The 26,029-nt window shown below is 65.3% G+C and carries 25 protein-coding genes; 12 read left to right on the top strand and 13 right to left on the bottom strand.

Annotated elements, in window-relative coordinates:
* The 8 genes from F3H96_RS14280 to lptF form a co-directional block, all read right to left on the bottom strand.
* Nucleotides 1–246: hypothetical protein (locus F3H96_RS14280; protein ID WP_149802358.1), on the bottom strand; the 246-nt coding region annotated here is incomplete at its 3' end.
* 38 nt (nucleotides 247–284) lie between these two features.
* On the bottom strand, nucleotides 285–626 hold the full coding sequence (locus tag F3H96_RS14275; RefSeq protein WP_149802357.1) for a type II toxin-antitoxin system RelB/DinJ family antitoxin: 342 nt from the start codon (nucleotides 624–626) through the stop codon (nucleotides 285–287).
* Nucleotides 627–740: 114 nt separating this feature from the next.
* Nucleotides 741–1,586 (bottom strand): 16S rRNA (adenine(1518)-N(6)/adenine(1519)-N(6))-dimethyltransferase RsmA, encoded by an 846-nt coding sequence (gene rsmA / locus F3H96_RS14270; protein ID WP_149802356.1) that lies wholly within the window; start codon nucleotides 1,584–1,586, stop codon nucleotides 741–743.
* A gap of 7 nt (nucleotides 1,587–1,593) precedes the next feature.
* Nucleotides 1,594–2,625: a 4-hydroxythreonine-4-phosphate dehydrogenase PdxA gene (pdxA, locus tag F3H96_RS14265; protein ID WP_149802355.1), complete on the bottom strand. Its 1,032-nt coding sequence runs from the start codon at nucleotides 2,623–2,625 to the stop codon at nucleotides 1,594–1,596.
* 177 nt (nucleotides 2,626–2,802) lie between these two features.
* On the bottom strand, nucleotides 2,803–3,726 hold the full coding sequence (locus tag F3H96_RS14260) for a peptidylprolyl isomerase (RefSeq protein ID WP_149802354.1): 924 nt from the start codon (nucleotides 3,724–3,726) through the stop codon (nucleotides 2,803–2,805).
* A gap of 233 nt (nucleotides 3,727–3,959) precedes the next feature.
* Nucleotides 3,960–6,374 carry an LPS-assembly protein LptD gene (locus tag F3H96_RS14255; protein ID WP_188131393.1) on the bottom strand — a complete coding sequence of 805 codons (2,415 nt, stop codon included), beginning with the start codon at nucleotides 6,372–6,374 and terminating at the stop codon, nucleotides 3,960–3,962.
* Nucleotides 6,374–7,456, bottom strand: a complete 1,083-nt coding sequence (gene lptG, locus F3H96_RS14250; RefSeq protein WP_149802352.1) for an LPS export ABC transporter permease LptG — start codon at nucleotides 7,454–7,456, stop codon at nucleotides 6,374–6,376. The genes F3H96_RS14255 and lptG overlap by 1 nt, the downstream gene beginning before the upstream one ends.
* Before the next feature lie 2 nt (nucleotides 7,457–7,458).
* Nucleotides 7,459–8,655: an LPS export ABC transporter permease LptF gene (lptF, locus tag F3H96_RS14245; RefSeq protein WP_149802351.1), complete on the bottom strand. Its 1,197-nt coding sequence runs from the start codon at nucleotides 8,653–8,655 to the stop codon at nucleotides 7,459–7,461.
* Nucleotides 8,656–9,225: 570 nt separating this feature from the next.
* Here lptF and F3H96_RS14240 point away from each other — a divergent pair.
* The 4 genes from F3H96_RS14240 (at nucleotide 9,226) to F3H96_RS14225 (ending at nucleotide 12,984) form a co-directional block, all read left to right on the top strand.
* Nucleotides 9,226–10,437 carry an MFS transporter gene (locus tag F3H96_RS14240; protein ID WP_149802350.1) on the top strand — a complete coding sequence of 404 codons (1,212 nt, stop codon included), beginning with the start codon at nucleotides 9,226–9,228 and terminating at the stop codon, nucleotides 10,435–10,437.
* A gap of 65 nt (nucleotides 10,438–10,502) precedes the next feature.
* A complete protein-coding gene (locus F3H96_RS14235) occupies nucleotides 10,503–10,877 on the top strand; it encodes a VOC family protein (RefSeq protein ID WP_149802349.1) in 375 nt (124 codons plus the stop codon).
* 127 nt (nucleotides 10,878–11,004) lie between these two features.
* Nucleotides 11,005–12,531 carry a leucyl aminopeptidase gene (locus tag F3H96_RS14230; protein WP_149802348.1) on the top strand — a complete coding sequence of 509 codons (1,527 nt, stop codon included), beginning with the start codon at nucleotides 11,005–11,007 and terminating at the stop codon, nucleotides 12,529–12,531.
* A 3-nt stretch (nucleotides 12,532–12,534) separates the two neighbouring features.
* Nucleotides 12,535–12,984, top strand: coding sequence for a DNA polymerase III subunit chi (locus F3H96_RS14225; RefSeq protein ID WP_149802347.1), 450 nt, complete (start codon nucleotides 12,535–12,537; stop codon nucleotides 12,982–12,984).
* A gap of 2 nt (nucleotides 12,985–12,986) precedes the next feature.
* On the opposite strand, the gene F3H96_RS14220 is transcribed toward F3H96_RS14225, so the two are convergent.
* Nucleotides 12,987–13,877: a LysR family transcriptional regulator gene (locus tag F3H96_RS14220; protein WP_149802346.1), complete on the bottom strand. Its 891-nt coding sequence runs from the start codon at nucleotides 13,875–13,877 to the stop codon at nucleotides 12,987–12,989.
* Between the two features lie 113 nt (nucleotides 13,878–13,990).
* Here F3H96_RS14220 and F3H96_RS14215 point away from each other — a divergent pair, with 113 nt between their 5' ends.
* The 7 genes from F3H96_RS14215 (at nucleotide 13,991) to F3H96_RS14185 (ending at nucleotide 21,037) form a co-directional block, all read left to right on the top strand.
* Complete coding sequence (locus F3H96_RS14215) at nucleotides 13,991–14,788, top strand: alpha/beta fold hydrolase (protein ID WP_149802345.1); 798 nt, start codon at nucleotides 13,991–13,993, stop codon at nucleotides 14,786–14,788.
* Nucleotides 14,789–14,873: 85 nt separating this feature from the next.
* Nucleotides 14,874–15,863: a 3-oxoacyl-[acyl-carrier-protein] synthase III C-terminal domain-containing protein gene (locus tag F3H96_RS14210; RefSeq protein WP_149802344.1), complete on the top strand. Its 990-nt coding sequence runs from the start codon at nucleotides 14,874–14,876 to the stop codon at nucleotides 15,861–15,863.
* 3 nt (nucleotides 15,864–15,866) lie between these two features.
* Nucleotides 15,867–16,850, top strand: coding sequence for an NAD(P)-dependent oxidoreductase (locus tag F3H96_RS14205; protein ID WP_149802343.1), 984 nt, complete (start codon nucleotides 15,867–15,869; stop codon nucleotides 16,848–16,850).
* On the top strand, nucleotides 16,847–17,671 hold the full coding sequence (locus F3H96_RS14200; RefSeq protein ID WP_149802342.1) for an MBL fold metallo-hydrolase: 825 nt from the start codon (nucleotides 16,847–16,849) through the stop codon (nucleotides 17,669–17,671). The genes F3H96_RS14205 and F3H96_RS14200 overlap by 4 nt, the downstream gene beginning before the upstream one ends.
* Entirely contained in the window at nucleotides 17,668–18,918 is a 1,251-nt protein-coding gene (locus F3H96_RS14195; RefSeq protein ID WP_149802341.1) for a F390 synthetase-related protein, read from the top strand. The genes F3H96_RS14200 and F3H96_RS14195 overlap by 4 nt, the downstream gene beginning before the upstream one ends.
* Nucleotides 18,918–20,045 carry a GNAT family N-acetyltransferase gene (locus F3H96_RS14190; protein WP_244620009.1) on the top strand — a complete coding sequence of 376 codons (1,128 nt, stop codon included), beginning with the start codon at nucleotides 18,918–18,920 and terminating at the stop codon, nucleotides 20,043–20,045. Before F3H96_RS14195 ends, F3H96_RS14190 begins: the two co-directional genes overlap by 1 nt.
* Complete coding sequence (locus tag F3H96_RS14185; RefSeq protein WP_149802339.1) at nucleotides 20,042–21,037, top strand: Rieske 2Fe-2S domain-containing protein; 996 nt, start codon at nucleotides 20,042–20,044, stop codon at nucleotides 21,035–21,037. The genes F3H96_RS14190 and F3H96_RS14185 overlap by 4 nt, the downstream gene beginning before the upstream one ends.
* A gap of 228 nt (nucleotides 21,038–21,265) precedes the next feature.
* Here the strand turns inward: F3H96_RS14185 and F3H96_RS14180 are convergent, their stop codons facing one another.
* The 4 genes from F3H96_RS14180 to F3H96_RS14165 all read right to left on the bottom strand — a co-directional run bounded on the left by F3H96_RS14180 (nucleotide 21,266) and on the right by F3H96_RS14165 (nucleotide 25,244).
* Entirely contained in the window at nucleotides 21,266–22,423 is a 1,158-nt protein-coding gene (locus F3H96_RS14180; protein WP_149802338.1) for a hypothetical protein, read from the bottom strand.
* An 89-nt stretch (nucleotides 22,424–22,512) separates the two neighbouring features.
* Nucleotides 22,513–23,589 (bottom strand): glycosyltransferase family 2 protein, encoded by a 1,077-nt coding sequence (locus F3H96_RS14175; RefSeq protein ID WP_149802337.1) that lies wholly within the window; start codon nucleotides 23,587–23,589, stop codon nucleotides 22,513–22,515.
* Nucleotides 23,590–23,594: 5 nt separating this feature from the next.
* On the bottom strand, nucleotides 23,595–24,512 hold the full coding sequence (locus F3H96_RS14170; RefSeq protein ID WP_149802336.1) for a lysylphosphatidylglycerol synthase domain-containing protein: 918 nt from the start codon (nucleotides 24,510–24,512) through the stop codon (nucleotides 23,595–23,597).
* Between the two features lie 258 nt (nucleotides 24,513–24,770).
* Nucleotides 24,771–25,244, bottom strand: coding sequence for a carboxymuconolactone decarboxylase family protein (locus F3H96_RS14165; RefSeq protein WP_149802335.1), 474 nt, complete (start codon nucleotides 25,242–25,244; stop codon nucleotides 24,771–24,773).
* A gap of 135 nt (nucleotides 25,245–25,379) precedes the next feature.
* Between F3H96_RS14165 and F3H96_RS14160 the strand changes: the two genes are divergently transcribed.
* Complete coding sequence (locus F3H96_RS14160; protein WP_244620008.1) at nucleotides 25,380–26,018, top strand: TetR/AcrR family transcriptional regulator; 639 nt, start codon at nucleotides 25,380–25,382, stop codon at nucleotides 26,016–26,018.
* Nucleotides 26,019–26,029: the final 11 nt, after the last annotated feature.

The raw sequence follows: 26,029 nt of genomic DNA, 5'->3' as shown, positions 1-26,029 counted from the left end.
CGTCAGATCGCCATTCTCGGCCATCCGCTGGCGCACGAAGTCGGCGTGAGCGGCCAACTTGCCGCCGCCAGTGCCATGGCCTTGCCGGCGCGGCTCAAGCGAGCCCCGCTCGGCGCGCAGCTTCATCAGATCGTTCACGAACTTCGGCGAAACCCGGAAATGACGCGACGCCTCACGGTTGCTGTTGCCCTCATCCACAAACGCCGCAACACGCTTACGCAACGCCATCGGTAACGGCTTGCCCATCACGGTTCTCCCTTCCGCCGCAATGAATCATCAAACCGTCATTCAGGGAATCCCGAATCCTTTAAAGGGCGACGTGCTTTAGGTTCACTGGCCTTGCGACGCGCCGCCGCGCGTCTCTCGGCAAAATGCAGCTCGACTTGTTCGTTCGCAATGTCGGGTCGGGTGTCGTCTAGCGCTTCGCGCACTTTGGCGCGGAACCAGATGTCATACGCTTCGCTGTTGGTGACCAGGTCGATGGGGAGCGTACCCTCGTTAGCGGTACGGGTGAGGAGTATCCGGACTGCATCGGAAACCGTGAGTCCCATGCTTTCAAGCACGGCGGACGCCCGATCCCGGATATCGGCATCGATACGCGTCTGAACAAGTGCGTTGGCTGGCATTGGCAGTCTCCTTGGGTGACCAATGTAATGCATTTGAATGACAGCCGCTAGCCCTGTCGTACTTTGAGCCGGTGATGGGAGCCAAGCACGCTCGTTTTCTCATCCCAAGGGCGGCTACACCATGTTCGTCAATCTAACGAATTCTTCCACGCTGAGCGTTTCCGCCCGGCGCGTCGGGTCGATCCCGGCTCGCATCAGCAGCGCCTCGCCGCCCAGGCTCTTCACGCTTTGCCTCAGCATCTTGCGGCGCTGGCCGAAGGCCGCCTCGGTGACGCGGCCGAGCTTTTTGCCGTCGACGGGCAGGGGGGTGGCACGCGGCACCAGATGCACCACCGAGGAAGTCACCTTCGGCGGTGGCGTGAACGCCTGCGGCGGCACGTCGAAAGCGATCCTTGCCTCGGTGCGCCAGCCGGCCAGAACGCCGAGCCGGCCATAGGCGTCGCTGCCCGGATCCGCGGTGATGCGCTCGGCCACCTCGCGCTGGAACATCAGCGTCATCGAGCGGTAGAAGGGCGGCCAGTCGGCCACGGTCAGCCAGCGGATCAGGAGCTCGGTGCCGATATTGTAGGGCAGGTTGGCAACGATCTTCACCGGCCCGCCGTTCGCCGTGCCGGCAAGGGCCATAAAATCCGTTTTCAGCGCGTCGCCCGGAAGGACCTCGAGGCGGCCTGGATAGTGGCTCGAAACCTCGGCCAGCGCTTCAAGGCAGCGCTCGTCGCGCTCGATGGCGATCACGCGGCGCGCGCCGTTGAAGAGCAGCGCCCGGGTCAGTCCGCCCGGGCCCGGACCGACCTCGATCACTGTTGCCTCGCCGAGATCGCCGGCGGCGCGCGCGATCTTGCTCGTCAGATTGAGGTCGAGCAGGAAATTCTGGCCGAGCGCTTTCTTGGCCTGCAGGCCGTAGCGTTCGATCACGTCGCGCAGCGGCGGCAATCCGTCGATGGTGGCGCGGCCGGTCAAGTGAACCTCATGCGGCGGCCTGCCCGCCGCTGTCGGCCAGCTGGCGCGCCAGCCGCAGCGCGGCGATCAGGCTGTCGGCGCGCGCAATGCCTTTGCCGGCGATGTCGAAGGCGGTGCCATGGTCGGGCGAGGTGCGGATGAAGGGCAGGCCCAGCGTCACGTTGACCGCCTCGTCGAAGGCTAGAGCCTTGGCCGGGATCAGTGCCTGGTCATGATACATGCAAAGCGCCACATCATAGGAGGCGCGTGCGCGCGGATGAAACATGGTATCGGCCGGCAGCGGCCCAACGGCGTCGATGCCTTCGGCTTGCAGCGCCTGCACGGCCGGCGCGACGATCGCACCGTCTTCCAGACCCATGGCGCCGCCTTCGCCGGCATGCGGGTTGAGCCCGGCGATCGCCAGCCTCGGCCGCGCGATGCCGAAACGGCCCTTGAGATCGGCTGCGGTGATGCGCGCGGTGGCGACGATCAACTCCGTCGTCAGCACTTTTGGCACGTCGGCCAGAGGGATGTGGATGGTCACCGGAACGGTGCGCAGATCGGGGCCGGCCAGCAGCATCACCGGCGTCACATCCCGTCCGGTGTGGCGCGATGCCAGATGCGCCAGATACTCGGTGTGGCCGGGAAAGCCAAATCCGGCATCGTAGAGCGGCTTCTTGGCGATCGGGCAGGTGACCACCGCGGCGGCGCGGCCGGCGAGACAGTCGTCGACGGCCCGGTCGATGGCCTCGATGGTGCCGGCGGCGTTGGCGGAATCCGGTTCTCCCGGGCTGTCGACATGACGCGCATAGAGCGGCACGACAGGCAGGGTACGGGCGAAATTATGCGCCGCCTGTCCCGGCAACGTCTCGGCGATCGTCACATTGGCGCCGACAAGGCGGGCGCGGGCCTCGATCAGGGCGGGGTCGGCGAGCAGATAGAAGGGCGGCACCCCAGCACTGTCGCCTGCCCGCCAGGCGGCGATCGCGATCTCGGGTCCGATGCCCGAGGGATCGCCGACACTGAGCGCCAGCGGCGCATCGGTCCTCTGCGTGCTCATGCGAGCCCGCAGATCGGGCTGCTCATGCCTCGGCCTGGAGCAATTCCAGGAAAAGTGCGTAGCGGTTTTCCGTAGGGAATTGCGCAAAAACAAAGACTTGGAGCAGTCCGCCGTTTCCGTGAAACGATGAACCGCTCTAGGCTGAATTTGTTGCGGTGTCGAGGCACGCCTGTCGCTCTAGCGTTCGACGATCTTGGCCTTCTGGCGCAGCTCGGCGACATATTTCTTGCTGAGTTCGTCGGCGTCCTTGTCGTTGCCGCCTTCGGCCTGGAAAACCATCTGCGCGGCCTTGTCGTCGGAAACCTCGCGCGAGGAGCAGATGCCGATGAATTCGACGCCGCGCTCGGTCTCGCGCGTCGGCGTCGCGGCGCCGACCTTGGTCGACTTGATCTGCTCGGCCCAGTCGGGCGGCAATTGCGGCGCCAGCACCCGGCCGAGATCGCGCACGGTGACGTCGAGCAGGCCCTTGGCGAATTCGCGCGTGGTGTTGCAGCCGCTGAAGCGGGCGCGCATGGCGTCGGCCTCGCGCTTGCGCTTGGCGAGCGTGGCGGCGCGCTCCGATGCCGGCACCACGAAGATCACCTGTTGCAGCATGTATTCCATGGCGGTCGGCTTGGCGCCGCCCTTGTCGAGCATGCGCCGCACGGCGTCCTGTTCGGTCACCGAGCCGCCTTCGCCGGACCGGTAGCGCGCGCTGAGCGCCTGGTTCCAGGCCATCTGGGCGCGAATGAATTCCTTGAAATGTTCCTTGGTGACGCCTGACTGCGTCATGATCGCGTCGAGCTTCGCCAGCGGCATCTTGTTGGTTGAGGCGAAGCGCTGGTAGGCGGCGTCGACCTGCTGATCGGTGATGTGGATACCGAGGCGCTTGGCCTCGGCCAGCCGCAGCGTCTGGTCGATCATCTCCTGCGCGGCGTCGCCTTTCTTGTGCTGCAGCTTGAAGAAGGCGGCGCGATGCGCGATGTCGCCGGTGGTGATCGGTATGTTGTTGACGACATATTTGATCTCCACGGCGAAAGCAGGCTGCACGGCAGCCGTGAGCGAAACCGAGGTCGCCGCCATCAGAAGCGCGAATCCTGCCGAAAACAGGTATTTCCTCATCTTACCTTCCCAATTTTCCCCGCCCGATTTCCCGGCCATTGCGGCGCCGCGCGTCCTCCGAACGCCGGCGCGATGCAGTCGACCCCATGCCCATCCTATGCGGCGAAACGATGTCGCCAGCGCATGACCCTGAGAATCAGGCTCATTTTCGAAGGATCACGCCCCAAATCAAGACCGAAGCCCATCAGCGTCCGAAACGACGCACGGCTCGCAGGCCGTGCGCCTGCTCTTGGTCATTGGATGGTGTCGACCGCGCTCGTTGACGAGCCGAAATCGCCGAGCGTGCGGAACGACAGGTTGAAGCCGATATTCTGCGACACTTCCCTGGTGACGGTGTCACGCGTCTGCGAATACGTCATGATGTAGGTGAAGCAGGAATCGTTGTAGGCGAAGCCGACACCGTCCTTGACCAGCACGTTTGTCTGAAGGTCGTAGGTGCCGGTGCCGAACAGCCGCCAGTTCTGCGCCAGATGCGTCGAGGCGCCCAGCGTGACCTCGTGGCGGTCGGTGGCAAAGCCATAGAGCGGCTGCGCCTCGATGAAGGCATATTTGGCGCTGAGCGATACCGGCAGGCCGGAATAGGCGGCTTTCACTTCGGCGCGCCTGACCTCGAACGTCTGCTCGTCGAAACGCCCGCTCACCGACCCGGAGAAACCGCTCGGGCTGTTGAAGCCGACCAGGCCGACGTAATCCGAGGTCGGCTTGTCGAGGCCGGATTCAGCCCCGGCATTGACCAGATCCGGCGCGGCGAAAGAGTTCTCGCCCGCCAGTTGATAGGACTGGCCGAAAATAGCGTTCGTGGCCCAGCCATTGTCATAGGCGCCCGAATAGCGGAAGCCGACATTGGCGCGCGTCCCGCCCTCTATGCGGTCATAGCCTGAGAATTTGTCGCGCTCGAACAGCGTGGTGGCGTCGAAGACGAAGCTCTGCGAGTCTTCGTTGGGGACGGCCAGGCCGCCGACATATTGCTCGTTCGGACGCACGAAGACCTGCGCGGTCGGCTCCAGCACATGGCTGGAATTCGCCATCGAGAACAACAGCGGCCAACGCGCCTCGAGGCCGAGCGTGGCCATGTAGCGGGCAAGCGACGAGCGCATATCGACGTCTTCGCCCAGATTCGTGCCCATCTGGTTGACGGCGGCGAGCGAAGCCGAATTGGCGTTGACGTAGCCTGCGTCGCCGCGGAAGGCGAGCAATGGCGTCAGTTGCAGGCCGTCATCGGTGGTGAAGGTCCGCTTCCACTCGGCTTCGGCGGTGAGCCGGCTGGACTCGCCTTCGATGCCGCGCACGTTGTTGACGGACGTGTCGACAGCGGGATCTGCAAGCACGGCGTCCAGCCGGTTACGGCTGATCACGCGTGTGTTGACGTTGAACGACAGCTGGCCGCCGGCCACCGAAGTGTCGGGAATATAGGCGTAGTCGAGGGACGGCAGCACCCAGGGCTGTTTGGAGGCCCGCGCGGTCGGATCGCTGGAGAGCGTGTCCTCCTGCACTTCGAAGCGCATGGCGCGGACGTCGAAATAATTGCGGCCGCTCAAGCCCGTCAGATAGATCGACGACTGGTGAACGAGGTCGCTATAGCCTTCGATGTTGTAGGTGCGCGAGAAGTCCTTGTCGGTCTGCAGCAGCACGTCCCAGCCGAAGTTCCAGCGCTCGTTGATGGCGAACTGGCCCTTGGTGCCCATCATGCCGCGGAACTTGTTCGGGTCGCTGGGCTCGCCCGAATCGACGACATAACGGTTGCCCGTGCCGATGAATGCGTCTGGATCCTGCTGGTTGATGCCGGCGATCTTCAGCGTGTACTGGCCGTTGTTGAAGCGCTGGCGCCACTCGGCCTCGCCGAGGAAACCCTGCTTGGTGTAGCCGCTGCCGGTGACGGTCAGGTCATAGGTCGGGGACAGCGCGAAATAATAGGGGACTTTGACGCCGACGCCGAGGTGGTTGTTGTAGACGATGCCGGGGATCAGGAAGCCGCTCTTGTGCTTCACCGTCGGGTCGGCGATCTCGAAGGCAGGCAGATAAGCAAGCGGGAAGCCGAAGAACTCGAAATTCGAGTTCTCGAAGCGGACCGTCTTCTTCTCGCCGTTCCAGATGATCTTTCGCGCCTTGACGCGCCAGGTCGGCGCCTTGTCCGGCTTGTCCTCGCAAGGCTCGCATGCGGTGTAGACGCCATTGTGGAAGGTGGTCAGCACGCCGCCCATGCGCTCGGCGCTCTCGGCGGCGAAATAGGCCTTGTCGATCGTCTCGACGCGCAGCGCGTTCAGGAAGCCGTCGGCGAAGTCGTCGGTGATGTCGATATGGTCGGAATTGACCTTGGTGCCGTCACTGTTGATGAGCTCGACGGCGCCGCTGGCGACGAGGCGCTTGGTGTCGCGGTTATAGACGACGCGCTGGGCGACCAGCTTGTTGCCGCCATAGTCGATCTGCACACCGCCGATGGCCGTCACCGTGTGCTTGTCGTTGTCATAGACAAGCGTATCGGCGGCCAGCAGCATCTGCGTGCCGGAGGGGACGGACTTGGCAGTGATGGTCTGCGCCAGCGCGGCTGCCGTCGGCACCGCGCAGGCGAACAGACATGCCAAGGCGGTCGCCCCATAAAGGCGTGCCAAACCGGCCTGCCTATGGCTGCGCAAAACCGCCTCCCTCACTAGCCGTCTTCCTTGTATAGCAGAAACGTCACCCCAAAGAACATAGCCACGACAACCGGAACCCATGCAGCCACCACCGTAGGCACGAATCCGGCGACGCCGAATGCCTTGACCAGTACCGAAACGACATAAAGCAGAAAGCCGGCCACGACGCCACCCAGAATCATCGTTGCCGACTGCCCCATTCGCGCAAATCGCATTGAAACCGTTGCAGCAATCAGCGTCATGGCGACGAGCAGGAACGGCAACGCCACCAGCGAATCGAACTGCATGGCGAAGGCATTTGCCTTGAGGCCAAAGGAGCGTGCAACCTCGATCTTGCGCGGCAGCTCGTAGAAGGGAATGGTTTCCGGGCGCGCCAGGCGCTCCTGCACGAATTCCGGCTTCAGATTGGTCGGCACCTTGTCGGACGCCAGCGCCTGAATATTGCCGCCCTTGAACGCCTTGACGTCCTGCAATTCCCAATACCCGTCGCGCAGGAACGCCTTGGCGGCATCCTTGCGTTCGACGATGTTGCCCTGCGCGTCGAGGATGAAAAACACCGCGTCCGCCATCTCCAGCCCCTGGTTGAGGATGGCGCGGGCGCCGATGATGGTGTCGCCGGATTCGGTTTTCTGCCTGAGCCAGGGCGTGACGTTGGTGGTGACGGCGTTCGACTTGCCGGCCCGCAAGTCGTTCTCCATCTGCTCGGACCAGGAGAAGCCGCGCGCCGCGATCGGATTGATCACGCCGACCGACAGCACGCCGAACATCAGCGCGCCGACGCAGCACGGAAACAGGAACTGCCAGGCCGAAACGCCGGCCGAGCGCGCGATCACCAGCTCGTAGCGGCGGTTGAGCGACACCAGCGTCGCCATCGCCGAGAACAATCCGACGAACGGCACCGTCTGCAGCATGATCATCGGCATCCTGAGCGCCGAGATGGCGAAGGCGGTGCCGTAGGTGAAGCCGGGCAGTCCGGTCGTGCGGCCGGACAGCTCCGTGAAATCGATCAGGAACACCAGCGCCAAGAGGCCCAGGAAGAACCAGAAGGTGATCGAGACGTAACGAAAGAAGAAATAACGGCCCAGCGTCCAGCCCATCGTCAGGCTCCCTGGCCGGAAGTGCGCCGGGCGAGCCAGAGCTTGAACGCCGTCCAGTTGTCGCCGCCGCGCTTGGCGAGGTTCGTCAGCCAGTCGGCCCAGCTGACCGGCAATTCCATGCTGCGCGACGAAACGATGAACCAGATCGAAACCGCGGAGGCGATGAGCGGGATTCCGTAAAGCAGATAGACATAGTAGCCGACCTTGTCGGCCTTGCCGGCGGCGAAGAAGCCGAGCCATCGCACGAACAGCGCAATCGAGATTGCCGTGATCAGCGGATTGATTCTCGCCTCCCGGTGCGAGCGCGCATCGCCGGCGACGGCAAGCGCGATCAGCGCGAACACCAGCGAATAGGACCATTCGGCGAAGCGCTGGTTGAGTTCCGCCCGGTAGCTGCCCGGTTCGCGCTGGAACATCTTGTCGTTGGGATCGGGGTTGAGCAGATATTGCGTCGTGCGGTCCTTGGGCAAAAGCGTGATGTCGTTCGCCGCCGACATGAAGGCCGACATGTCGAAGGCATAAGAGGTAAAGCGGATGACGGAGAGGTCGCCGGTTACCGATTTGCGGTTGATGACGCCGTCATTCATCATCAACACCTTCTCATCGCCCTTTTCGACGATGCTGCCGGTCTTGGCATAATAGGTCAGGCTGGCGCCTTCCTCGCGCGAATCGGCGACGAAGATGCCACCCAGCCTGTTGCCGGGAAGACGTTCGCCGACTTGCAGGAACAGGCCCTCGTCGACCTTGCGGAACGTGCCTTCCTGGATGATCAGCGACAGCAGATCGGCGCGCGAAGCCGCGACCAGCTGGCGGTTCTTCTGCCTGGCATAGGGGTCGACGGCGTTGTCGACGACGAAGGAAAAAGCGCAGGCCGCGAGCGCGAGCAGCAGGATCGGCCGCGCGATCGTCCAGCGCGAGGCGCCGGCGGCGCTGAGCACGGCGAGTTCCGAATCGGTGTTCATGGCGCTCAGCGTCTGCGCCACCGCCACCACCAGCGCGAACGGCACCACGATCGGGATGATCGAGGGGATGATGAGCGCGGCGACCTCGAAGAAGGTCAGCGCCGACTGGCCATTGTCGGTGACGAGGTCGATCTTGGCCAGAACCTGCGTCGTCCAAACGATCGCCAGCGTCCACACCAGCGCCGCCAGGAACATCGCCAGAGCGCGACGCATGATGTAGCGTTCAACGACCTTCATGAAGGCTTTTCTCGATTTTGCCGAACGGCATCATGCCCGCCGACAAGGTAGTCATCCGGCGGCGCCCATACAACTGGGTCATCGGCGGCCAGCTCCGGTTTGTCGCCCCACGCCACATGCCCCGGCGCGGCGGAGTCTCCGCGCCAATGAATAAGAAATGCGAAACATCGATGGTTAACAGCAGGTTGCGGCAGCAAGCTAAGGTCGTGCCGAGGCGAATCCCTTGTCTATGGTGGCGCTGATATAGACTGCGATTTCGGCCAAAGTCTTGCCAAATGGCTGAAAACGACCAAATGTCGCGCCGATCGCGGGTTGCGGGCGCCGCCGCCGTCCTGACCGGCGCCGCCGGTACCGGACACGCGCACCGCCGAGCGCTGATCGAGGCCGGTCTGCCGGTCCTCGAGAACGAAGTCGGGCGTGCGAGCCTGGTGTCGGCGCCACGAAAACCAGCATACCGACACGCACCGCGATTTCCCGGTTTTACCCGGCGTCCGATGCTGATGCCCGCATTGCAACCGCCTCGGCGGCCGTTGCGTTTCAGCCTGACCGGTGGCCGAACGGGGCCGAGCAATGACGGCATCGACGCCAAGCAAGAGCTTCGCCTGGATCTCCCGAAATACGGTGCTTCTGGCGCTGGCGAGCCTGTTTGCCGACATCTCGACGGAGATGCTTTATCCGGTCCTGCCGATCTTCCTGACCGAAACCCTGCACGCCAGCGGCAGCGTCGTCGGTCTGGTCGATGGTTTTGCCCAGGCCACGCAGAACATCGTGCAAGGGCTTTCGGGATGGCTCGCTGACAGGCTTCGGAAGCGCAAGGCGATAGCCCTTGCCGGCTATTTCCTGGCTGCCTTGGCAAAGCCGCTCACGGGTGCTGCGAGCGTGTGGCCGATGGTCCTCGGCGCACGCTTCCTCGACCGGCTGGGTACCGGCTTCCGCTCCGCGCCGCGAGACGCGCTCATTGCTTCGTCGGTTGCCGAGCGGCATCGAGGCAAGGCATTCGGTCTCGAGGGCATCGGCGACAATCTGGGTGCATTTCTAGGACCACTGCTCGCGGTGCTGCTGCTCGTCGCCCTCAGGGTGGATATCCGCTGGATATTCTATCTTGCGCTCATCCCCGGTCTCCTGGCATTCCTCATGGTGCTATTGGTTAGCGAGCGGCCATCGGCCGCCGCCGCGAAGGCCAGCATCGACGTCAATCCTCGGCGGTTCCCCAGAACCTACTGGACCTATCTCCTGGCGACGGCCCTGTTTGGCATCGGCAATTCGAGCAATGCGTTCCTGATCCTGCAAACCAAGGATATCGGCGCTTCCCTGGAGGCGACGATCCTCATCTATGCCGGCTTCAATCTGGTCGCGGCATTGATTTCCTATCCGGCCGGCCTGCTCTCGGACCGCTTCGGCCGCAAGGGCGTGCTGCTGATGTCCTTCCTGATCTTCCTGATCGCCTATCTCGGCTTCGCCCTGACCCGTAACATCTATCTGATTGGGCTGCTCTTCGCCTTCTACGGGCTCTATCAGGGCATCTTCCGCTCGGTCGGCAAGGCGTTCGCCTCGGATTTCGTGCCGCAATCGCTGCGTGCCAGTGGCATCGGCTGGTACAGCGCAACGGTGGGGTTGCTGGAACTGATGGCGAGCCTGGTCGCGGGGCAGCTCTGGGATCGCGTCAGCCACGAGGCGGTCTTCATCTATGGCGCGGTCTTCGCCGTCGTCGGCAGCATCGCCCTGCTGACCCTGGTCCCAGGGCCAAGCCCCCGCAGCCGCGGCGCGTCGGCGGCATCGTGACACCGGCGTTGGCGATTGTGGAAACGCTTTGATAGAAACGCTTCTTGAACGGAAAGGTCTTTGTCATGGCACAGGTCAGCATTCGCTACATCGTCGATGATGTTGCCGCCTCCATCGACTTCTACGAAACCCATCTCGGCTTCGCCATCGAGCGGGATGCGCGGCCGGCTTTCGCCTCGGTCACGCGCGGTGATCTGCGGCTTCTGCTGAGCGGCCAGGGCAGTTCGGGCGCTCGCCCGATGCCGGACGGCCGTCGACCGGTGCCGGGAGGCTGGAACCGCATATTGCTGGTGGTGCCGGACCTCGAACAGGAGGTTGCGCGCCTGAAGGGCGCCGGGCTGGTCTTCCGCAACGACATCATCAGCGGCGTCGGCGGTTCGCAAACCCTGCTGGAGGATCCGTCCGGCAACGTGATCGAGCTGTTCCAGCCGGCCGAATAAGGTTCTAATCGCTGGAAAACGCCAGCAAAAGCAACGAGCTAAAAAAGGGGTGGCATTTCCGGCCGGAAAACGACCAAATGCGCTCCCGAGTCTTCGACCTCCCCAAAATCTCCGAAAGCAGGACCTGATGAATTCGAGACCTTCCATTGCCTTCGCCAAATTCGCTGCGCCCAGGAAGGGGAGTGTCTTCGTGCTTGCGGCGGATGGCGGCGGGCTCGGCGAGGCCGCGAAGGCCTGCGATCCGGCCGGCGCATTGCCGCGCGCGTTTCCGGTCGCTGATTTCTCCGGCAAGTTCGCGAGCACGATCGAGGTGCTGGCGCCGGAAGGGACCTCGGTCGACCGGCTGGTGGCGATCGGCGCCGGCAAGGTCTCCGGCCTTGACGACCATGCCTGGCTGAAGCTCGGCGGCGCCATTAGCGCCTCCCTGCGCAAGGCAACAGAAGTTGCCGTCGTCCTCGACCTGCCTGACCTCCAGCCCGACGGCCGGCAGGCGGCAAACCTCGCTGCCGGCATTCTTCTGCGCAGCTATTCCTTCGACAAGTACAAGACCAGGAAGGACAAGGAGGAGGGCCAATCTGACGCAAGGGGCGCCCAGGCGAAGGCGGCCGAAGCGCCGAAGCCCGCCAAGATAACGATCCATTGCGCCGACCCTGCCGCGGCGAAGAAGGCCTTCGCCGACGAGGCGGCGGTGATCGATGGCGTGCTACTGGCGCGCGATCTCGTCAACGAACCCGCCAATGTGCTTGGCCCGGTGGAGTTCGCCGCGCGCGCCAAGGAACTGGAGGCGCTGGGCGTCGAGGTCGAGATACTCACCGAAAAGGAGATGAAAAAGCTCGGCATGGGCTCGCTGCTCGGCGTAGCCCAAGGCTCGCCGCGGGGCGCCCGCATGGCCGTCATGCACTGGAAGGGGGGCAGGGCCAAGGACGCGCCGGTCGCCTTCATCGGCAAGGGCGTCACCTTCGACACCGGCGGCAATTCAATGAAGCCGGCCTCCGGCATGGAGGACATGAAGGGCGACATGGGCGGTGCCGCCGCCGTCACCGGGCTGATCCGCGCGCTTGCCGTGCGTAAGGCCAAAGCCAATGTCGTCGGCGTCATCGGCCTGGTCGAGAATGCCGTCGACGGCCATGCCCAGCGCCCGGGCGACATCGTCACCTCGATGTCCGGCCAGACCATCGAGGTGCTCAACACCGATGCCGAGGGCCGCCTCGTGCTGGCCGACGCGCTCTGGTACACCAACGATCGCTTCAAGCCGAAATTCATGGTCAATTTGGCGACGCTGACCGGCGCCATCATGGTCGCGCTCGGCCAGCATTATGCCGGCCTGTTCTCCAACAACGACGAACTCGCCACGCGGCTGACCGGCGCCGGCCAGGCGACGCAGGAGCGGCTGTGGCGCATGCCCCTGGGCGCCGAATACGACAAGCTGATCGATTCCAAGAACGCCGACATGAAGAATATCGGCGGCCGCTATGGCGGCGCCATCATCGCCGCGCAGTTCCTTCAGCGCTTCGTCAAGGACACGCCCTGGGCGCATCTCGACATCGCCGGCACCGCCATGGGCGCGCCATCGAGCGAGATCAACCAGTCCTGGGGCTCGGGCTTCGGCGTACGCCTCCTCGACAGGCTGGTGCGCGACCACTACGAAGGGTAGGGGATGGCCGACATCCTGTTCTACCACCTGACCGAATCGACGCTGGAGGAGGCGCTGCCCGCTCTGCTCGAACGCAGCCTCGAGCGCGGCTGGCACGTGGTGGTGCAGACCGGCACCGAGGAACGGCGCGATGCGCTCGACCAGCATCTGTGGACGTTCCGCGACGATTCCTTCCTGGCGCATGCCACGGACCGCGAGGCCTATCCGGCCGAGCAGCCGATCCTGCTCACCACGGGCGAGGGCAACCAGAACGCCGCGCAGATCCGTTTCCTGGTCGATGGCGCAACCCCGCCGGAGCTTTCCGGCTACGAGCGCGCCGTCTTCCTGTTCGACGGCCATGATGCCGCGCAGCTGGAAGCGGCCCGCGGCCATTGGAAGACGATGAAGGAAGCCGGCCACGCGGTGACCTACTGGCAGCAGACGCCGGACCGGCGCTGGGAGCGGAAGGCTTAGCGTCAAAGCGCTTGGCCGTCCCGAAGGTGCTGCCACAAAGCCTCGGCCACAGGTCCATGCGGCCTGTCACGCCGCCGAACCGCGGCCACGCTGTCGGCGCGTCCGGGAATATGCCTGCCGGCGATCGAGATCAGCCGCCCGTCGCGCAATTCGTCCTCGATCAGCCATTCGGGCAAGTGACCCCAGGCGAGCCCGTGCAGGATCAGCTCCTTCTTCATCATATGGTCGGGCACCGAGCAGGAATGGGCGCCGTCGATGACGAAGAAGTTTTCGGATGAGGGACGCCGCGCCGTGTCGCGGATCACGCATTGGGTGAAGGGCCGCATCGCCTCCGGCGCGATGTCATGCCTGTCTTCGAACGGCAGGAAACCCGGCGCTGCCACCGGCACGAAGGCGACCTCGCAAAGGTCGATCCGCTCCAGATGCGGGTCGGACGGGTTGGCGCGATGGAAGATGAGGTCGGCCTCGCCGTCCATCAGCCGCTCGACCGGACCGCTGATCGCTTCATAGTCGAGATGCAGGCGCGTGCGCGGCCGCGCCGCGAAGAAACGGCTGAGCAGGCCGAGTATTCCGGGTCTCGGGCAGACGTCGCCGATGACGACGCGCAGCACGGTTTCCTCCCCGCTCGCCAGCTGGCCAGCATAATCCTGGAGATGTTCAACCTCGCGCAACGCCAGCTGCGCGCGGCGATGGAACAGACGGCCTTCCTCGGTCAGGCTCACCCGGTATCCGCTGCGGTCGAGCAGCGTGAGGCCAAGCTGCTCCTCCAGCCGCGCGACGGCGGCGAAGACGGAAGGGTGGGTGCGGTGCAAGGCAAGGGCGGCTGCCTGGAAACTGCCCCCGGCAACGACGGCATCGAAACATCTGAGATCGTGGAGCTTCACACCATCCATAGTCGAAAAGTCCTACAGAGATTGTCCAATCATAGTAATTTTCGTCGATGGTCGCCAGGCCTAACTTTCCCTCATCGGACGCGGCGAAACCGCTGAACGGATGAGGACCCAAAATGAACGATACACTTCACTTCCCGGCGGGCGACGGCGCCCGTATCGCCTACAGGTTTGACGGCCCAAAAGACCGGCCGGTGCTGATGCTCTCCAACTCCATCGCAACTTCGCTGCATATGTGGGATGGCCAGGTTCCCGAACTAACCAAAGCCTTCCGCGTGCTGCGCTATGATCTTCGCGGCCATGGCGGCTCCGACGCGCCGGCCGGCGCCTATTCGCTCGACCGTCTCGGCCGCGACGTGCTGGAACTGCTCGATTTTCTCGGGCTTGGCCGCGTGCATTTCCTGGGCCTGTCACTCGGCGGCTTCGTCGGCCAGTGGCTGGGCATTCACGCGCCGGAGCGCATCGGGCGCCTGATCCTCTCCAACACCTCGCCGCATCTCGGGCCGGCATCCTATTTCGACGAGCACATAAGCAACGTGCTTGCGGCAAGCGACCTGTCGGCCACGGCGGCGATATTCATGCGCAACTGGTTCCCGCAATCTATGCTTGCCGGTGAAAACAAGACGGTCGAGCCATTCCGCGCCGCCATCATGGCCATGTCACGCCAAGGGCTTGCGGGATGCTTCGCCGCGGTGCGCGACGCCGATCTGCGCCGCCCGATCTCCCTGATCACGGCGCCGACGCTGGTGATCGGCGGCGAGGACGACAAGGTGACGCTGGCAAGCCATAGCGAGGCGATCGCGGCGGCGATCCCCGGCGCCGAGCTTCTGCTTCTGCCCGGCGTCCACCTGCTCAACGTCGAACGTCCGGCGGAGTTCATGGAGGCGGTAACGGGCTTCCTCCAACCCAAGTGATCCGCAGGGCTCCGTGAGTCGCGTGAACATCGCTATCGACCGCATTTTGGGTTAGATAGGGCCAAGCTCATGCGGCGGGGGGAGGATGCGGATCAAGATCGTCGGAACCGGCAGGGCGGTACCGGCTGACCGGGTTACCACGCGCGCGCTGGAGGACAGGCTCGGCTTCGGCAAAGGCGCGCTTGAAACCGCGACCGGCATCGTCGAGCGCTATGTCTGCAATGCCGAATCGCAAATCGATCTCGCCTGCGCTGCGGCGACACTTGCGCTTGCCGATGCCGGCGTCGATCCCGGCGCCGTCGACCTGATGGTCGGCGGCTGCGGCGTACCATACCAGCCGCTGCCGGCAACCGCGCCTCTGGTCATGCAGCGCCTCGGCCTTGCCGACGGTTCGGCCGCCGCCTTCGACGTCAACAGCACCTGCCTCGGCTTCCTCACCGCTTTCGAGACCGCCGGCCGCATGATCGAGGCGGGGCAATGCGAGACGGCGCTCGTTTTCTCGTCCGAAGTCGCCTCGCGCGCTCTGCCGTGGCAGGACGCGCCGGAGATCGCCGCTCTCTTCGGCGACGGCGCGGCGGCGGCGGTGCTGTGCAGGGCCGAACCCGGCGAGGGCAAGGTGGCGGCGAGCCTGATGCGCACCTACCCCTCCGGCTGGGAAGCCTGCGGCATCGGCTCGGGCGGCACGCGCTTCGATTTCCGCAAGGAGCAGGAAGCGTTCGCCGCGCACAGCCTGTTCCACATGGACGGCAAGGAATTGTTCCGGCTCACCTCGCGACACTTCAACGGCTTCGTCGCAGCGCTGCTCGGGCGTGCCGGCTGGCGGCGCGACGATGTCGATCTCGTCATACCGCATCAGGCAAGCCCCTTCGCGCTTGCCCACATGGCACGCCAGACCGGCTTTTCGCCGGAAAGGCTCGTCGACATCTCCGCCCGCTTCGGCAACCAGATCGCGGCCTCCATTCCCTTCGCGCTCGATGTGGCTCGGCGCGAGGGCCGCGTGGCGCCGGGCATGAAGCTGCTGTTCCTCGGCACGTCGGCCGGCGTCTCCTTCGGCGGCATGGCGCTGGAGACCTGAGCGATGGCCGTGCTCGTCACCGGCGCAAGCGGCTTCCTCGGCTCCCATGTGCTCGAGCGGCTGGCCTCATCCGGCACGCTGGCGCTCGGCCTCGGCCGTGATGAAGCACGCTGCGCCGCGCTCGAAGCCCTGGGCCATCGCATTATCCGTCACGACCTCGCGCAGCCGCTCGATGGCGCGGTCGACCCCAGGCTCGGCAGGGTCGAACGGATCATCCATTGCGCGGCGCTCTCGGCGCCGTTCGGACGCCTCGCGGACTTCGAGGTGGCCAATGTCACGGCGACACGCAACCTCGTCGACTTCGCGAAACTGCGAGGCGTCAGCCGTTTCGTCCACATCTCCAGTCCGTCCGTCTGTTTTGCCTTCCGCGATCAGCTTGGGCTCGCCGAGGACGCTGCCTTGCCGGACCCGGTCAATCACTACGCCCGCACCAAGCGCGAGGCGGAGAAGATCGTGCTTGGCCAACCCGCCATTCATCCGCTGGTGCTGCGGCCGCGCGGCATCTATGGCAAAGGTGACCGCGCCTTGCTGCCGCGCCTGATCAAAGCAGCGCGAAGCCGGCCGCTGCCGCTGTTTCGCAACGGCCGGGCGGCCATCGACCTCACCCATGTCGACGATGTCGTCGACGCGGTGATGGCGGCGCTTCTAGCGCCCAGCGAGGCCGAGTGCCGGGTCTTCAACGTCTCCGGCGGCGAGGTGCTGCCGGTCCGCCGCATCGCCGACGAGGCCTGCGCCCGCGCCGGCTTGCGGGCGCGCTGGCGGCCGATGCCGCTGGTGCCGGCGATGCTGGCGGCGGGCGTGATGGAGGCGGTGGCGCTGCGGCTTCCCGGACGTCCCGAGCCGCCGGTCACCCGCTACGGGCTCGGCCTTTTCGCCTATGCGCAAAGCCTCGACCTCTCCAAGGCGAAGCGGATGCTCGGCTGGGCGCCGAAAATCTCGTTCGAACAAGGGCTTGACCGCACTTTTGCCGGCGGGGCGTCGGCATGAGGATCGTTTTCGCCAACAGCGCCTGGGTGAGCGCCGCCGAGCGGCTGATCCTGCGCGGCGGCGGCTGGCAAAGTGTCAGACTGCGCGTCCGCTACGGGCTGATCTTTCACCCGGCTGCCGGGCCGGTGCTGGTCGACACCGGCTATACGCCGGAAGCGCTGGTGGGCAAGGGTCGCGGCCGCATGCTGCGTTTCTACAGCGCGCTGCTGAAACCCGAACTCAATGCCGCCGAGCAGGTCCTGGCGGTGCTCAAGCGCTTTGGCCTGTCGCCCGACGACATCCGCACAGTCGTCGTCACCCATTTCCATGCCGACCATATTTCGGGCCTGGCGCTGTTCCGCAACGCCCGCTTCATCGCCAGCGATGCCGCCTGGGCGCGGGTCAAGGCGCGCAGCCCGAGGCAGAATCTGCGCCACGGCGTCTTTGCTGAACTCTTCCCGGCGGATTTCGAGTCGCGGCTCGAAGGGTTGTCGGCGAAGCGGCGGGTCGAGGCGCGCGAAGACGCGCCCGCAGGCGCCGACCTCTTCGGCGACGGCAGCGTGCTCGCGGTCGATCTGCCGGGTCACGCCGACGGTCAGTTCGGCTTGCTCTTTGCCGGCTTGGATCGGCCGCTGCTCTACGCGGTCGATGCGCAATGGCTGCTCGCCGCCTTGATCCAAAACCGCACGCCGGGCTTCCCGGCCACCCTGATCGCCGAGGATGCGGCGGCGATCGAGCCGACCGGCGCCAAGCTGCGCAGCTTCCTCGCCGCCGGCGGCGAAGTGCTGCTCTGCCACGATCCCGCGCCGACGTCCCACGATCTCGCGCCGGAGGCCGCATGAACGGGCTGGCGGAAGCGGCAGGCTCCTTCGCCTTGACGCGCCGGCTGTCGCGCAAGACCCGTCCGGATTTCGAGCGCTGGCAGGCGGCCGCCGTACGGCGCTTCCTCGATCGCGACCTGCCGCGCGCGCCTTTCTATCGCCAGGCGCCGGCGCGCCTCGCCGATTTGCCGGTCACCGACAAGGCGCTGCTGATGGCGCGCTTCGACGACTTCAACGTCCACGGCCTCACCGCCACTGAAGCCTGGGCGGCGCTGGCGCGAGACGGGCGGGCTGGCGCGTGCACGGTCGGCGCCAGCACAGGCACCTCGGGCAATCGCGGCCTGTTCGTGATTTCCGAAGCGGAGAAATATCGCTGGCTGGGCGCGATTCTTGCCAAAGCCGTGCCCGACTTGCTGTGGCGCGGCATGCGTGTCGCCGTCATCCTGCCGCAAAACACCGGGCTTTACGACAGCGCCCGCAAATCGCGGCTGATCAAGCTCGCCTTCTTCGATCTGACCTTGGGGCCGGAAAGCTGGCGCGATGCGCTCGAAGCCTTCGACCCGACGGTCATCATCGCGCCGCCAAAAATCCTCAGGCATTTCGCGGCCGAGAACCTCCGGCTCCGGCCGAAGCGCGTCTTCTCCGCCGCCGAGACGCTCGACCCGGTCGACCGTCCGATGATCGAGAACTTCTTCCGGCTGCCGCTCGGCCAGATCTACATGGCGACCGAGGGCCTGCTCGCGGTGTCCTGCCGGCAGGGCGGGCTGCATCTGGCCGAAGACTCCGTATTCTTTGAATTCGAGCCGGCGGGCGAGGGGCTGGTGACGCCGCTGGTGACGGCTTTTCGCCGTCAGACGCAGGTCATGGCGCGCTACCGGATGGACGACCTGCTGCGCTTGTCCGCGCAGCCTTGCGGCTGCGGCTCGCCGCTGCGCTGCGTCGACGAGATCGTCGGCCGCATGGACGATGTCTTCCGGCTCGCATCGCAAGGCAGAACGATCCTCGTCACGCCGGACGTGCTGCGCAACGCCGTGCTCAAGGCCGATCGCCGCATCGACGATTTCCGCGTCGTCCAGACCGGTCCGGATTCGATCGAACTCAAGCTGCCGCCGGCGCTCGCGGACGATGCGGCGGCTGCCGCTCATCAGGCGATGCAAGCGCTGCTGGAATCGCGAAAAGCGGTTGCCACCGTCGCGCTCATCCGCGCGCCGCTGCCGTTGGAAACCAGCCGCAAACTGCGCCGCGTCGAATGTCGCCTGGAGCAGTGATGCAAAGGCCAGCCCAGCAGGTCGACCGGGTCGACAACAAGCCAGCAAAGGTCGAGGCGTTTGTAAGCGTTTTCAAAGAGATACTGGTGCGCAATCTCATTGCAAACCTGACGACGAAAGTTGAAGCTTTCGAGGTCGCCGGCCGAACCTTCCCGCTGACGCTCAACGATGCGAGTGAGGCGCCGAATTGCTACATCTGCTGCCCTTCCAGCGCCTATATCGACTACGCGATCGACGAGACACGCAACTTCGCCGCCCGCCCGCTGCTGCGGCGCGCGCTGAAGGCGCTGATTGCCGCCTGCGCGCCCCTGGTCAAGGCGAGCGGCCTCGACCGTCAAGCGCAGGTCAACAACTGGCTCTATTCGACCAACCCGGTGCCGCTGCTCGACCGGCCGACGGTCGCGTCGCTACGCTCGGTCCTGATAGCGCGCTTTCCGGATCGCGCCATCGTTATCCGCTCGTTGAACGATATCGCCGATGCGGCGACCGTCGCCGCCTTGAAGGTCGAGGGGTTCCGCATGCTGGCGGCGCGTCAGATCTACATCTTCGCCGACCGCGGCGCCGCACCCGCGATGACGCACGACATGAAACGCGATCGCTCCCGCCTGCGCGCGACGCCTTTCGAGCGGGTCGGCAACGGCGATTTCACCGCGGCCGATTATGCGCGCGCCGAAACGCTCTACACCATGCTCTACATCGACAAATACACGCCGCTCAATCCGCATTACACCGCCCGCTACATCGCCGAAATGCACCGGCGCGGTATCATCAGCCTTGCGGGATTGCGCAGGCCTGGCGGCGAGCTGGTCGCCGTCACCGGCCTGTTCGAAAACGGCGCCACGCTTACCCAGCCGATCGTCGGCTACGACACGAGCCTGCCGGTTGGCGAGGGGCTTTACCGCATGACGATGGCTATGGCGCAGGACCACGCCACGGCGCGCGGCCTGTTCTTCAACATGAGCGCGGGTGCTGCCGAGTTCAAACGCCGGCGCGGCGCGGTCGCCGCGATCGAATACAACGCCGTCTATGCCGGGCATCTTCCGCTTCGCCGGCGCGTGGCGATCCGCGTCATGGAAACTGTGCTCGCGCTGGTCGGCGTTCCTCTGCTCAGGAGGTTCGAACTGTGAGCGAGCGCCACGGGCAAGATCACTGGCAGGCGGTGGCCCTGTCCGCCGACATCGGCAGGCGGCCGAGGCGTATCCTGTTCGATTGTGCGCCAGTGGTGTTGTTCCGCTCGGCGCAAGGAATTGCAGCGCTTTTCGACCGTTGTCCGCACCGGCTGGTGGAACTGTCGACCGGTAAGATCGTCGGCGGCGAGATCGAGTGCGCCTATCATGGCTGGCGCTATGACGGCGAAGGCCGCTGCACCGCTATTCCCGGCCATGTCGGCGCCATGCCGCATTACCGGGTCCGCCGCTACGCCGCGATCGAGCGCGACGGCGTCGTCTTCATCTCGTCCGGCACGCCGCGGGACGAACCTTACCTGCACTGCATGCAGGGCAAGGACATCATCGTGCGGCGGGTGCGCTCATCGACGCAGTCGACGGTCATCGATGCCGCCGAGAACATCCTCGACGCCACCCACACCCACTTCACCCACAAGGGTCTGCTGCGCGGCCTCACCTCCAAGCGCCATCTGGTGCGGGTCGAGGTCACCGGCGGCGAGGGTTGGGTCGAGGCCTCCTACACCGGCGAGGACCGCCAGCAGGGCCTGATCAGCCGGCTCCTGGAAGGCGAGCGCGCGAAAACCATCGGCCGGTTCCGCCATCCCGGCATCGCCGAGCTCGAATATTGGGGCAAGGACGGGCTGGTGCTCGCCACCACCTTCCACCTGCGCCAGGCCGACGAGCGCACCGTCGAGGGCGTCGGCTGGCTGATCGGCCGGCGCCAGGGCCTGCTCGGCGAACTGAAGGCGCTGGCCTTCAAGCCGCTCTTCACTATCGCGCTGCATCAGGATCGCCGGGTGCTGAAATCGGCGAGCGACAACGCTCGGCTGGCGCCGCAAGCCCTGCCGGTGATCGGCCCGCTCGATTTCCTGCGCCGCGACATCGCGGCGATCTTGGAGGGGAAGATGCCAGCGGTGGCAAGCGAGCCGAGGGTGCATGAGATTGAGCTGTGATTGTTTGTGACTAAGAGGGCAAGTCGCGTTCCTTCGCGCCCCCCTCTGTCCTGCCGGACATCTCCCCCACGGGTGGGGAGATTGGCTGTTGGGCCCGCTTTCGCTAATCGCCAACGGTGCAGAAAGAGCGCCGCCATCGAAGCTGCTGATCACCCCCCTTGTGGGGGAGATGTCCGGCAGGACAGAGGGGGGCGCTGTCCCGCCGTCGTCTGTAATGACGTGCTTAAACTAGTCCGGCCCATTCCACTCAATATCCCGCGTCGAGGCTGCCTGCAGACTGATCCGCTCGCGCCAAGCCACTCCCGCAATCTCCGCCAGCGCCGGCCATTGCGCCCTTACGGGTGCGGAATCGCCCGGCCAGTCGAGCAATTCCTGGCTCTCGTGCATCGCCTTGCGAAACTGGGCAAGCCCGCCCGAACGCAAAGCCGCCGGCAATCCATAAATCCACATCGCAAGCCGCACTGTTTGGGGCGCGGTGACGTCGGGCGCGACTTCCGGGCCCTCGCCGAGCACCGCGTCCACAAACCGCGCCGGATCGCGGAAGAAATGCAGACCGCTGACCGCGCGCGGATTGCATTCGAGCGGCAGCACGCGGCCGCTCGGCTCGCGCATCAGGTCGAAGGAGATCTGCCCGGTCCAGGAAGTGCCGGCGACGATGCGCTCGACCAGCTCGCGCGCGGCGTCGTCCTCGACCCGCTCGAAGAAGATGCCGGCGCCCGTGCCGGCGCGGTAGAGCGAACGGTAGAGCGCAAGCCCCTTGATCCGGCCCTCCCGTGCCACCGCATAGGCGCTGATCTCCTCGCCATCGACAAAATGCTGCGCCACCCAGGGCGTGGCGGGCGAGGGCGTAACGAAATCGAGCGCTTGCGGCGGCGGCCGCAGCAGCACGTGGCTGGCGAAGCGCGACCAGGCGGGCTTGAACACGAGCACTCGCGAGCGGTTGCGGATTGCTTCGATATCGTCGCGGGAGTTGAGTAGTGCCGTTTCCGGCACCTCCAATCCGAGCCGTTCGGCGAGCCGGATGAATGCGTGCTTGTTGTGAACCTCCGCCAACAACTCGATCGCGGGTGCGAACACTTTTGCAGGCATGGCCCCGCCGCGCCAGGCGAGCGCAAGATAAAACACTTCCTCGCAAGTCGGGATGACGAGGTCGATGCCTTCGGCCCGTATCAGCGCCTCGACTGTCCCGGCATAGTCTTGCCGCGCGAAGCGCGGCGGCGGCAGCCGGTGATAGCGCGCGCAAGCCTTGCTCGTTGCCGCGATCGGCCGAGCCGGCGTGTCGGCCAGGACAACCCTGTGTCCGGCGCCATGGAAAAGCCGCGCCAGATGCAGCGCGACCGGCGCGCGTGCGCCGGTAATGAGGATGGATCTGTCAGCCCCCGGCATCGCTCATTCGCGGTCGTTCCTCGCGAAAACCGTTGCGCGAAATCAGCGTGGTTGGCAACGCGGCCGCGATCAACGCGGGGCCGGGCGGATCACTTCCGGCGCGGCCTTGCCTTCCCGGTCGCCGGCTTGGTTGGCCAATGCCAGCCGTCGCCCTCGCCGTGCGCGGGCTGCGGCCGCGCCACATAGGCGAGCGCGCCATTGGCCTCGAGATAGATGCGCGACAGCATCTCGGCCAGAACGCCCGACGTTATCGCCTGCAGCCCGGCAATCACCAGGAAGAAGCCGGTGATCAGCATCGGCCGCGTGCCGATATCCTGCCCCCAGAAAACCTTGATCGCGAACAGATAGGCAAGGATCAGCGAGCCGAGCACGCCAAGCACGATGCCGATGCCGCCGAAGAAGTGGCCCGGCCTGGTGCGGTAGCGCATGAAGAAGAACATGAAGACGAGGTCCAACACCACGCGGAAGGTGCGCGAGATGCCGTATTTCGACTGGCCGTGGATGCGGGCGTGGTGCGTCACCACTTCCTGGGCGATGCGGCGCGGCGTCGTCACCGTCGCCAGCCAGGCCGGGATGAAGCGGTGCATCTCGCCATAGAGCCGCACGCTGCGGATGACGCTGCCGCGGAACACTTTCAGGCTGCAGCCATAGTCCTTGAGCTGTACGCCGGTGACGCGCGCGATCAGCCTGTTGGCGATGCGCGAGGGCAGCCGGCGCATCCAGAAACCTTCCTGGCGGTTCTTGCGCCAGCCCGCGACGAGGTCGAGATCCTCTGTCAGCAGGCGATAGACCATGCGCGGAATGTCGAACGGGTCGTTCTGCAGGTCGCCGTCGAGCGTCGCGATGACGTCGCCGCGCGCGGCGTCGAGGCCGGCCTGCATGGCAGCGGTCTGCTTGTAGTTGCGTACCAGTTCCACGCCATGCACATGCGGCCCGTATTGAGCCGCCAGCCGGCGGATCTCGGCCGGCGTGGCGTCGGTGCTGCCGTCGTCGACCAGCACCACTTCCCAGGGCTGGCTGTAGTTTTCCATCGCCTGATGGATGCGGACCAGCAGCGGCTCGACATTGTCGGCCTCGTTATACATCGGGACGACGATGGAGAGCTTGTGCTCGGGCATGACGGCGCCCTCGGGCAATCCGGAAGCCGGAATGGGAAGCACGTTCATGGCGGTCATTTCCTTGCCGGTCCCGCGGCCGGGGTTTCCGGCAGCGTCGATTTCGAGGGGAACAGCCAGGCGATCGCACCGGTTGCGACCGCCGAGCAAAGGATGAAGAGATGCAGCGCCAAAGCGGCCTGCAGGCCGTCCTTCATGGCGATGCCGGAGTAGAGCAGCGCGGCGGCGGCGCCCGCCTCGTAGGTGCCGAAGCCGGCCACACCCTGCACCGGCAGGATGGCCGCGGCTTCCGCGCCGACCGCGCCGGGAAACGCGGTCTGGAACGAGGTCCCAAGCAGCATGGCGAGCAGCCACCCCTGCACGCCGAGCTTCAGCGCCCAGTTGGCGATCGTCCACCACCAGCCATAGCGCGAGCGCCCCGTGGCCTCGGTGAAGATGTCGCGCAATTTGCCGAGTGTCGAGACGATCTTGCCGCCCGCCGACCAGTCATGCGGTCCGCGCGCCCAGCGCGGCAGATACCATGCGGCGGCAATCAACGCGGCGATGCCGGCGGCCCTGAGCGCCGGATGCAGCCCCGGCCAGACGAGGCAGGCAAGCACGCCGACGACGAAAGCGTCCTGCAGCCTGAACCACAGAAGCGAGGCGCTGGCGCGCACGATCGACACGCCGAACACTTGGCGCAAAAGGATCGGGAAGGCCGTCTCGCCGCCACGGAACGGCACGATATTGATCATTGCATTGTGGATCAGGATGACGCGCAGCGTGGCGCCGAAGCGGCCGTTCACATCGTCGCGGAACTCGTCGCAGACACGCAGCGCCCTGAGCACATAGGTGACGAACAGCGCCGCCGCGACCGCCACGAAGGCGCCGGGCGTGATGCTGGCAAAGGCATCGCCGACCATCTTCCAGCGCGAGTCGCCGGCAAGCCATGCCAGCAGCGCCAAGGTGACGATTATCGATATCGCTCGCTTCAATCAGGTCTCCAATGGGCCGCCCTGTCGGGCGCGCGATCCGAGGGCCTGCGGAGGGGCAACTCTCGAATGTCGGCCCCGCCGGCGCCGGTCCGATGTCGGATCTGTGCCGGCTTTGTCAACGCGCTGTTCCTATAGAGCAGCGGCCGCGGCGAATCCATAAGCTTGGTTGGGGCGGCGGTCGGAAGGGTCGGATGGCGCGATGCGGCGGCCCTGTTAAAGCGAGCGGACGTCCCGCCCGCCCGCTTTGCGGAGACAGCGTTATTGCCCGCCCATCTCCTTCTTGAACGTCTCGAAATCCACCTGCATGCCGTTGAACATGGTGCTCCAGTGCCTGGTCAGCGCCGCCATGGCGACGGCCTCCTGGATCTCCTCGTCGGTGGCCCCGGCGCGCTTGGCGTCCTGCGTATCCGACCAGATGCAGTAGGTGCAGGGGATCTGCGCCGCCACCGCCAGCGAGATCAGCGACTTCACCTTCGGCGGCAACGCCGTCTTGTCGCTGAGCTCGATAGCCTTGACCTCGGCCCAGGCGCCGGGCAGACCGGCTTTCGGGAACTGTTTGACGAAGCCCGGCACGCCGCCCATCGTCGACTGGATGTCCTTGAGGGTGGCGTCGTAGTCGTCGGCATGGGCGGGCACGGACGCCAGCACGCCGGCAAACACGCAAGCCGCGGCGACGAGCGAGGCGGAACGAAGGCGGGAATGCACGGCGGAGGCGATGCGAAAGACTGACATAACGTTCTCCTCTGGTTTTTGCTAGCCTTACGATGTAAGGTGTTTGGAAAATGAACCTTACAGTGTAAGTTGTCAAGCGCAGCCATGGATGCATCGAGCAAAAAAAAGCGGACCCGCGGAAAACTCTCCCGCGAGATGATCGAGAACGCCGCCTTCGAGGTGATCGAAAGGGAGGGGCTTTCCGGCTTTTCGATGCGCAAGCTCGCCGCCGCGCTCGGCTGCGAGGCGATGAGCATCTACCACCACTTCCCCTCGCAGGCGCATCTCTACGAGGCGCTGGTCGACCGGCTGATCGGTCGCCTGAAGATGCCGGACCCGGACTTGCCCTGGCGCGAGAGGATGCGTATCGCCGTCCTGGACTATCGCCGGATCGGTCGCGAGCATCCGGCCTTCGCCACCTACTTCCTAAGCTACCGGATGAACTCCCCCACCTGCCTTGCCTATATCAATGGCATTGTCGGCCTGTTCAACGACGGCGGCTTCAACCAGGAAATGGCGGCAAGGCTATTCCGCGCGATCGGGTACTATCTGGGAGGCGCGCTGCTCGACGAGACCGCCGGTTACGCCAAGGGCCCGTCGGCGGTCACAACGGTCAGCAGCGAGCAGCTAGAGCGCGATTTTCCCAACATCGCCGCCGCTGGACGCTTCTTCAGCACCGCTGAATTCGACAAAACCTTCGATCTCGGTTTGGAGATGCTGCTGGACGAGATGGAGAGGATCCGCGACGGAACCAGGACTGCGAACGCCAAGAGCGACAATCTCCGCGAAAAATAACCAAGGCTTTG

The organism is Mesorhizobium sp. NFR06 (genome assembly GCF_900115245.1).
Lineage (GTDB): Bacteria > Pseudomonadota > Alphaproteobacteria > Rhizobiales > Rhizobiaceae > Mesorhizobium.
This window is presented reverse-complemented; position numbering and strand designations above follow the sequence as displayed.

Coding starts and splice junctions, on each gene's coding strand:
- F3H96_RS14240 (WP_149802350.1), top strand. CDS start 9,226: ATGACGGCATCGACGCCAAGCAAGAGCTTCGCCTGGATCTCCCGAAAT.
- lptG (WP_149802352.1), bottom strand. CDS start 7,456: ATGGGCTGGACGCTGGGCCGTTATTTCTTCTTTCGTTACGTCTCGATC.
- F3H96_RS14175 (WP_149802337.1), bottom strand. CDS start 23,589: ATGAACGTGCTTCCCATTCCGGCTTCCGGATTGCCCGAGGGCGCCGTC.
- F3H96_RS14210 (WP_149802344.1), top strand. CDS start 14,874: ATGCGGATCAAGATCGTCGGAACCGGCAGGGCGGTACCGGCTGACCGG.
- F3H96_RS14190 (WP_244620009.1), top strand. CDS start 18,918: ATGCAAAGGCCAGCCCAGCAGGTCGACCGGGTCGACAACAAGCCAGCA.
- pdxA (WP_149802355.1), bottom strand. CDS start 2,625: ATGAGCACGCAGAGGACCGATGCGCCGCTGGCGCTCAGTGTCGGCGAT.
- F3H96_RS14165 (WP_149802335.1), bottom strand. CDS start 25,244: ATGTCAGTCTTTCGCATCGCCTCCGCCGTGCATTCCCGCCTTCGTTCC.
- F3H96_RS14260 (WP_149802354.1), bottom strand. CDS start 3,726: ATGAGGAAATACCTGTTTTCGGCAGGATTCGCGCTTCTGATGGCGGCG.
- F3H96_RS14230 (WP_149802348.1), top strand. CDS start 11,005: ATGAATTCGAGACCTTCCATTGCCTTCGCCAAATTCGCTGCGCCCAGG.
- F3H96_RS14225 (WP_149802347.1), top strand. CDS start 12,535: ATGGCCGACATCCTGTTCTACCACCTGACCGAATCGACGCTGGAGGAG.
- F3H96_RS14160 (WP_244620008.1), top strand. CDS start 25,380: ATGATCGAGAACGCCGCCTTCGAGGTGATCGAAAGGGAGGGGCTTTCC.
- F3H96_RS14195 (WP_149802341.1), top strand. CDS start 17,668: ATGAACGGGCTGGCGGAAGCGGCAGGCTCCTTCGCCTTGACGCGCCGG.
- F3H96_RS14180 (WP_149802338.1), bottom strand. CDS start 22,423: ATGCCGGGGGCTGACAGATCCATCCTCATTACCGGCGCACGCGCGCCG.
- F3H96_RS14275 (WP_149802357.1), bottom strand. CDS start 626: ATGCCAGCCAACGCACTTGTTCAGACGCGTATCGATGCCGATATCCGG.
- lptF (WP_149802351.1), bottom strand. CDS start 8,655: ATGAAGGTCGTTGAACGCTACATCATGCGTCGCGCTCTGGCGATGTTC.
- F3H96_RS14205 (WP_149802343.1), top strand. CDS start 15,867: ATGGCCGTGCTCGTCACCGGCGCAAGCGGCTTCCTCGGCTCCCATGTG.
- F3H96_RS14235 (WP_149802349.1), top strand. CDS start 10,503: ATGGCACAGGTCAGCATTCGCTACATCGTCGATGATGTTGCCGCCTCC.
- F3H96_RS14215 (WP_149802345.1), top strand. CDS start 13,991: ATGAACGATACACTTCACTTCCCGGCGGGCGACGGCGCCCGTATCGCC.
- F3H96_RS14220 (WP_149802346.1), bottom strand. CDS start 13,877: ATGGATGGTGTGAAGCTCCACGATCTCAGATGTTTCGATGCCGTCGTT.
- F3H96_RS14200 (WP_149802342.1), top strand. CDS start 16,847: ATGAGGATCGTTTTCGCCAACAGCGCCTGGGTGAGCGCCGCCGAGCGG.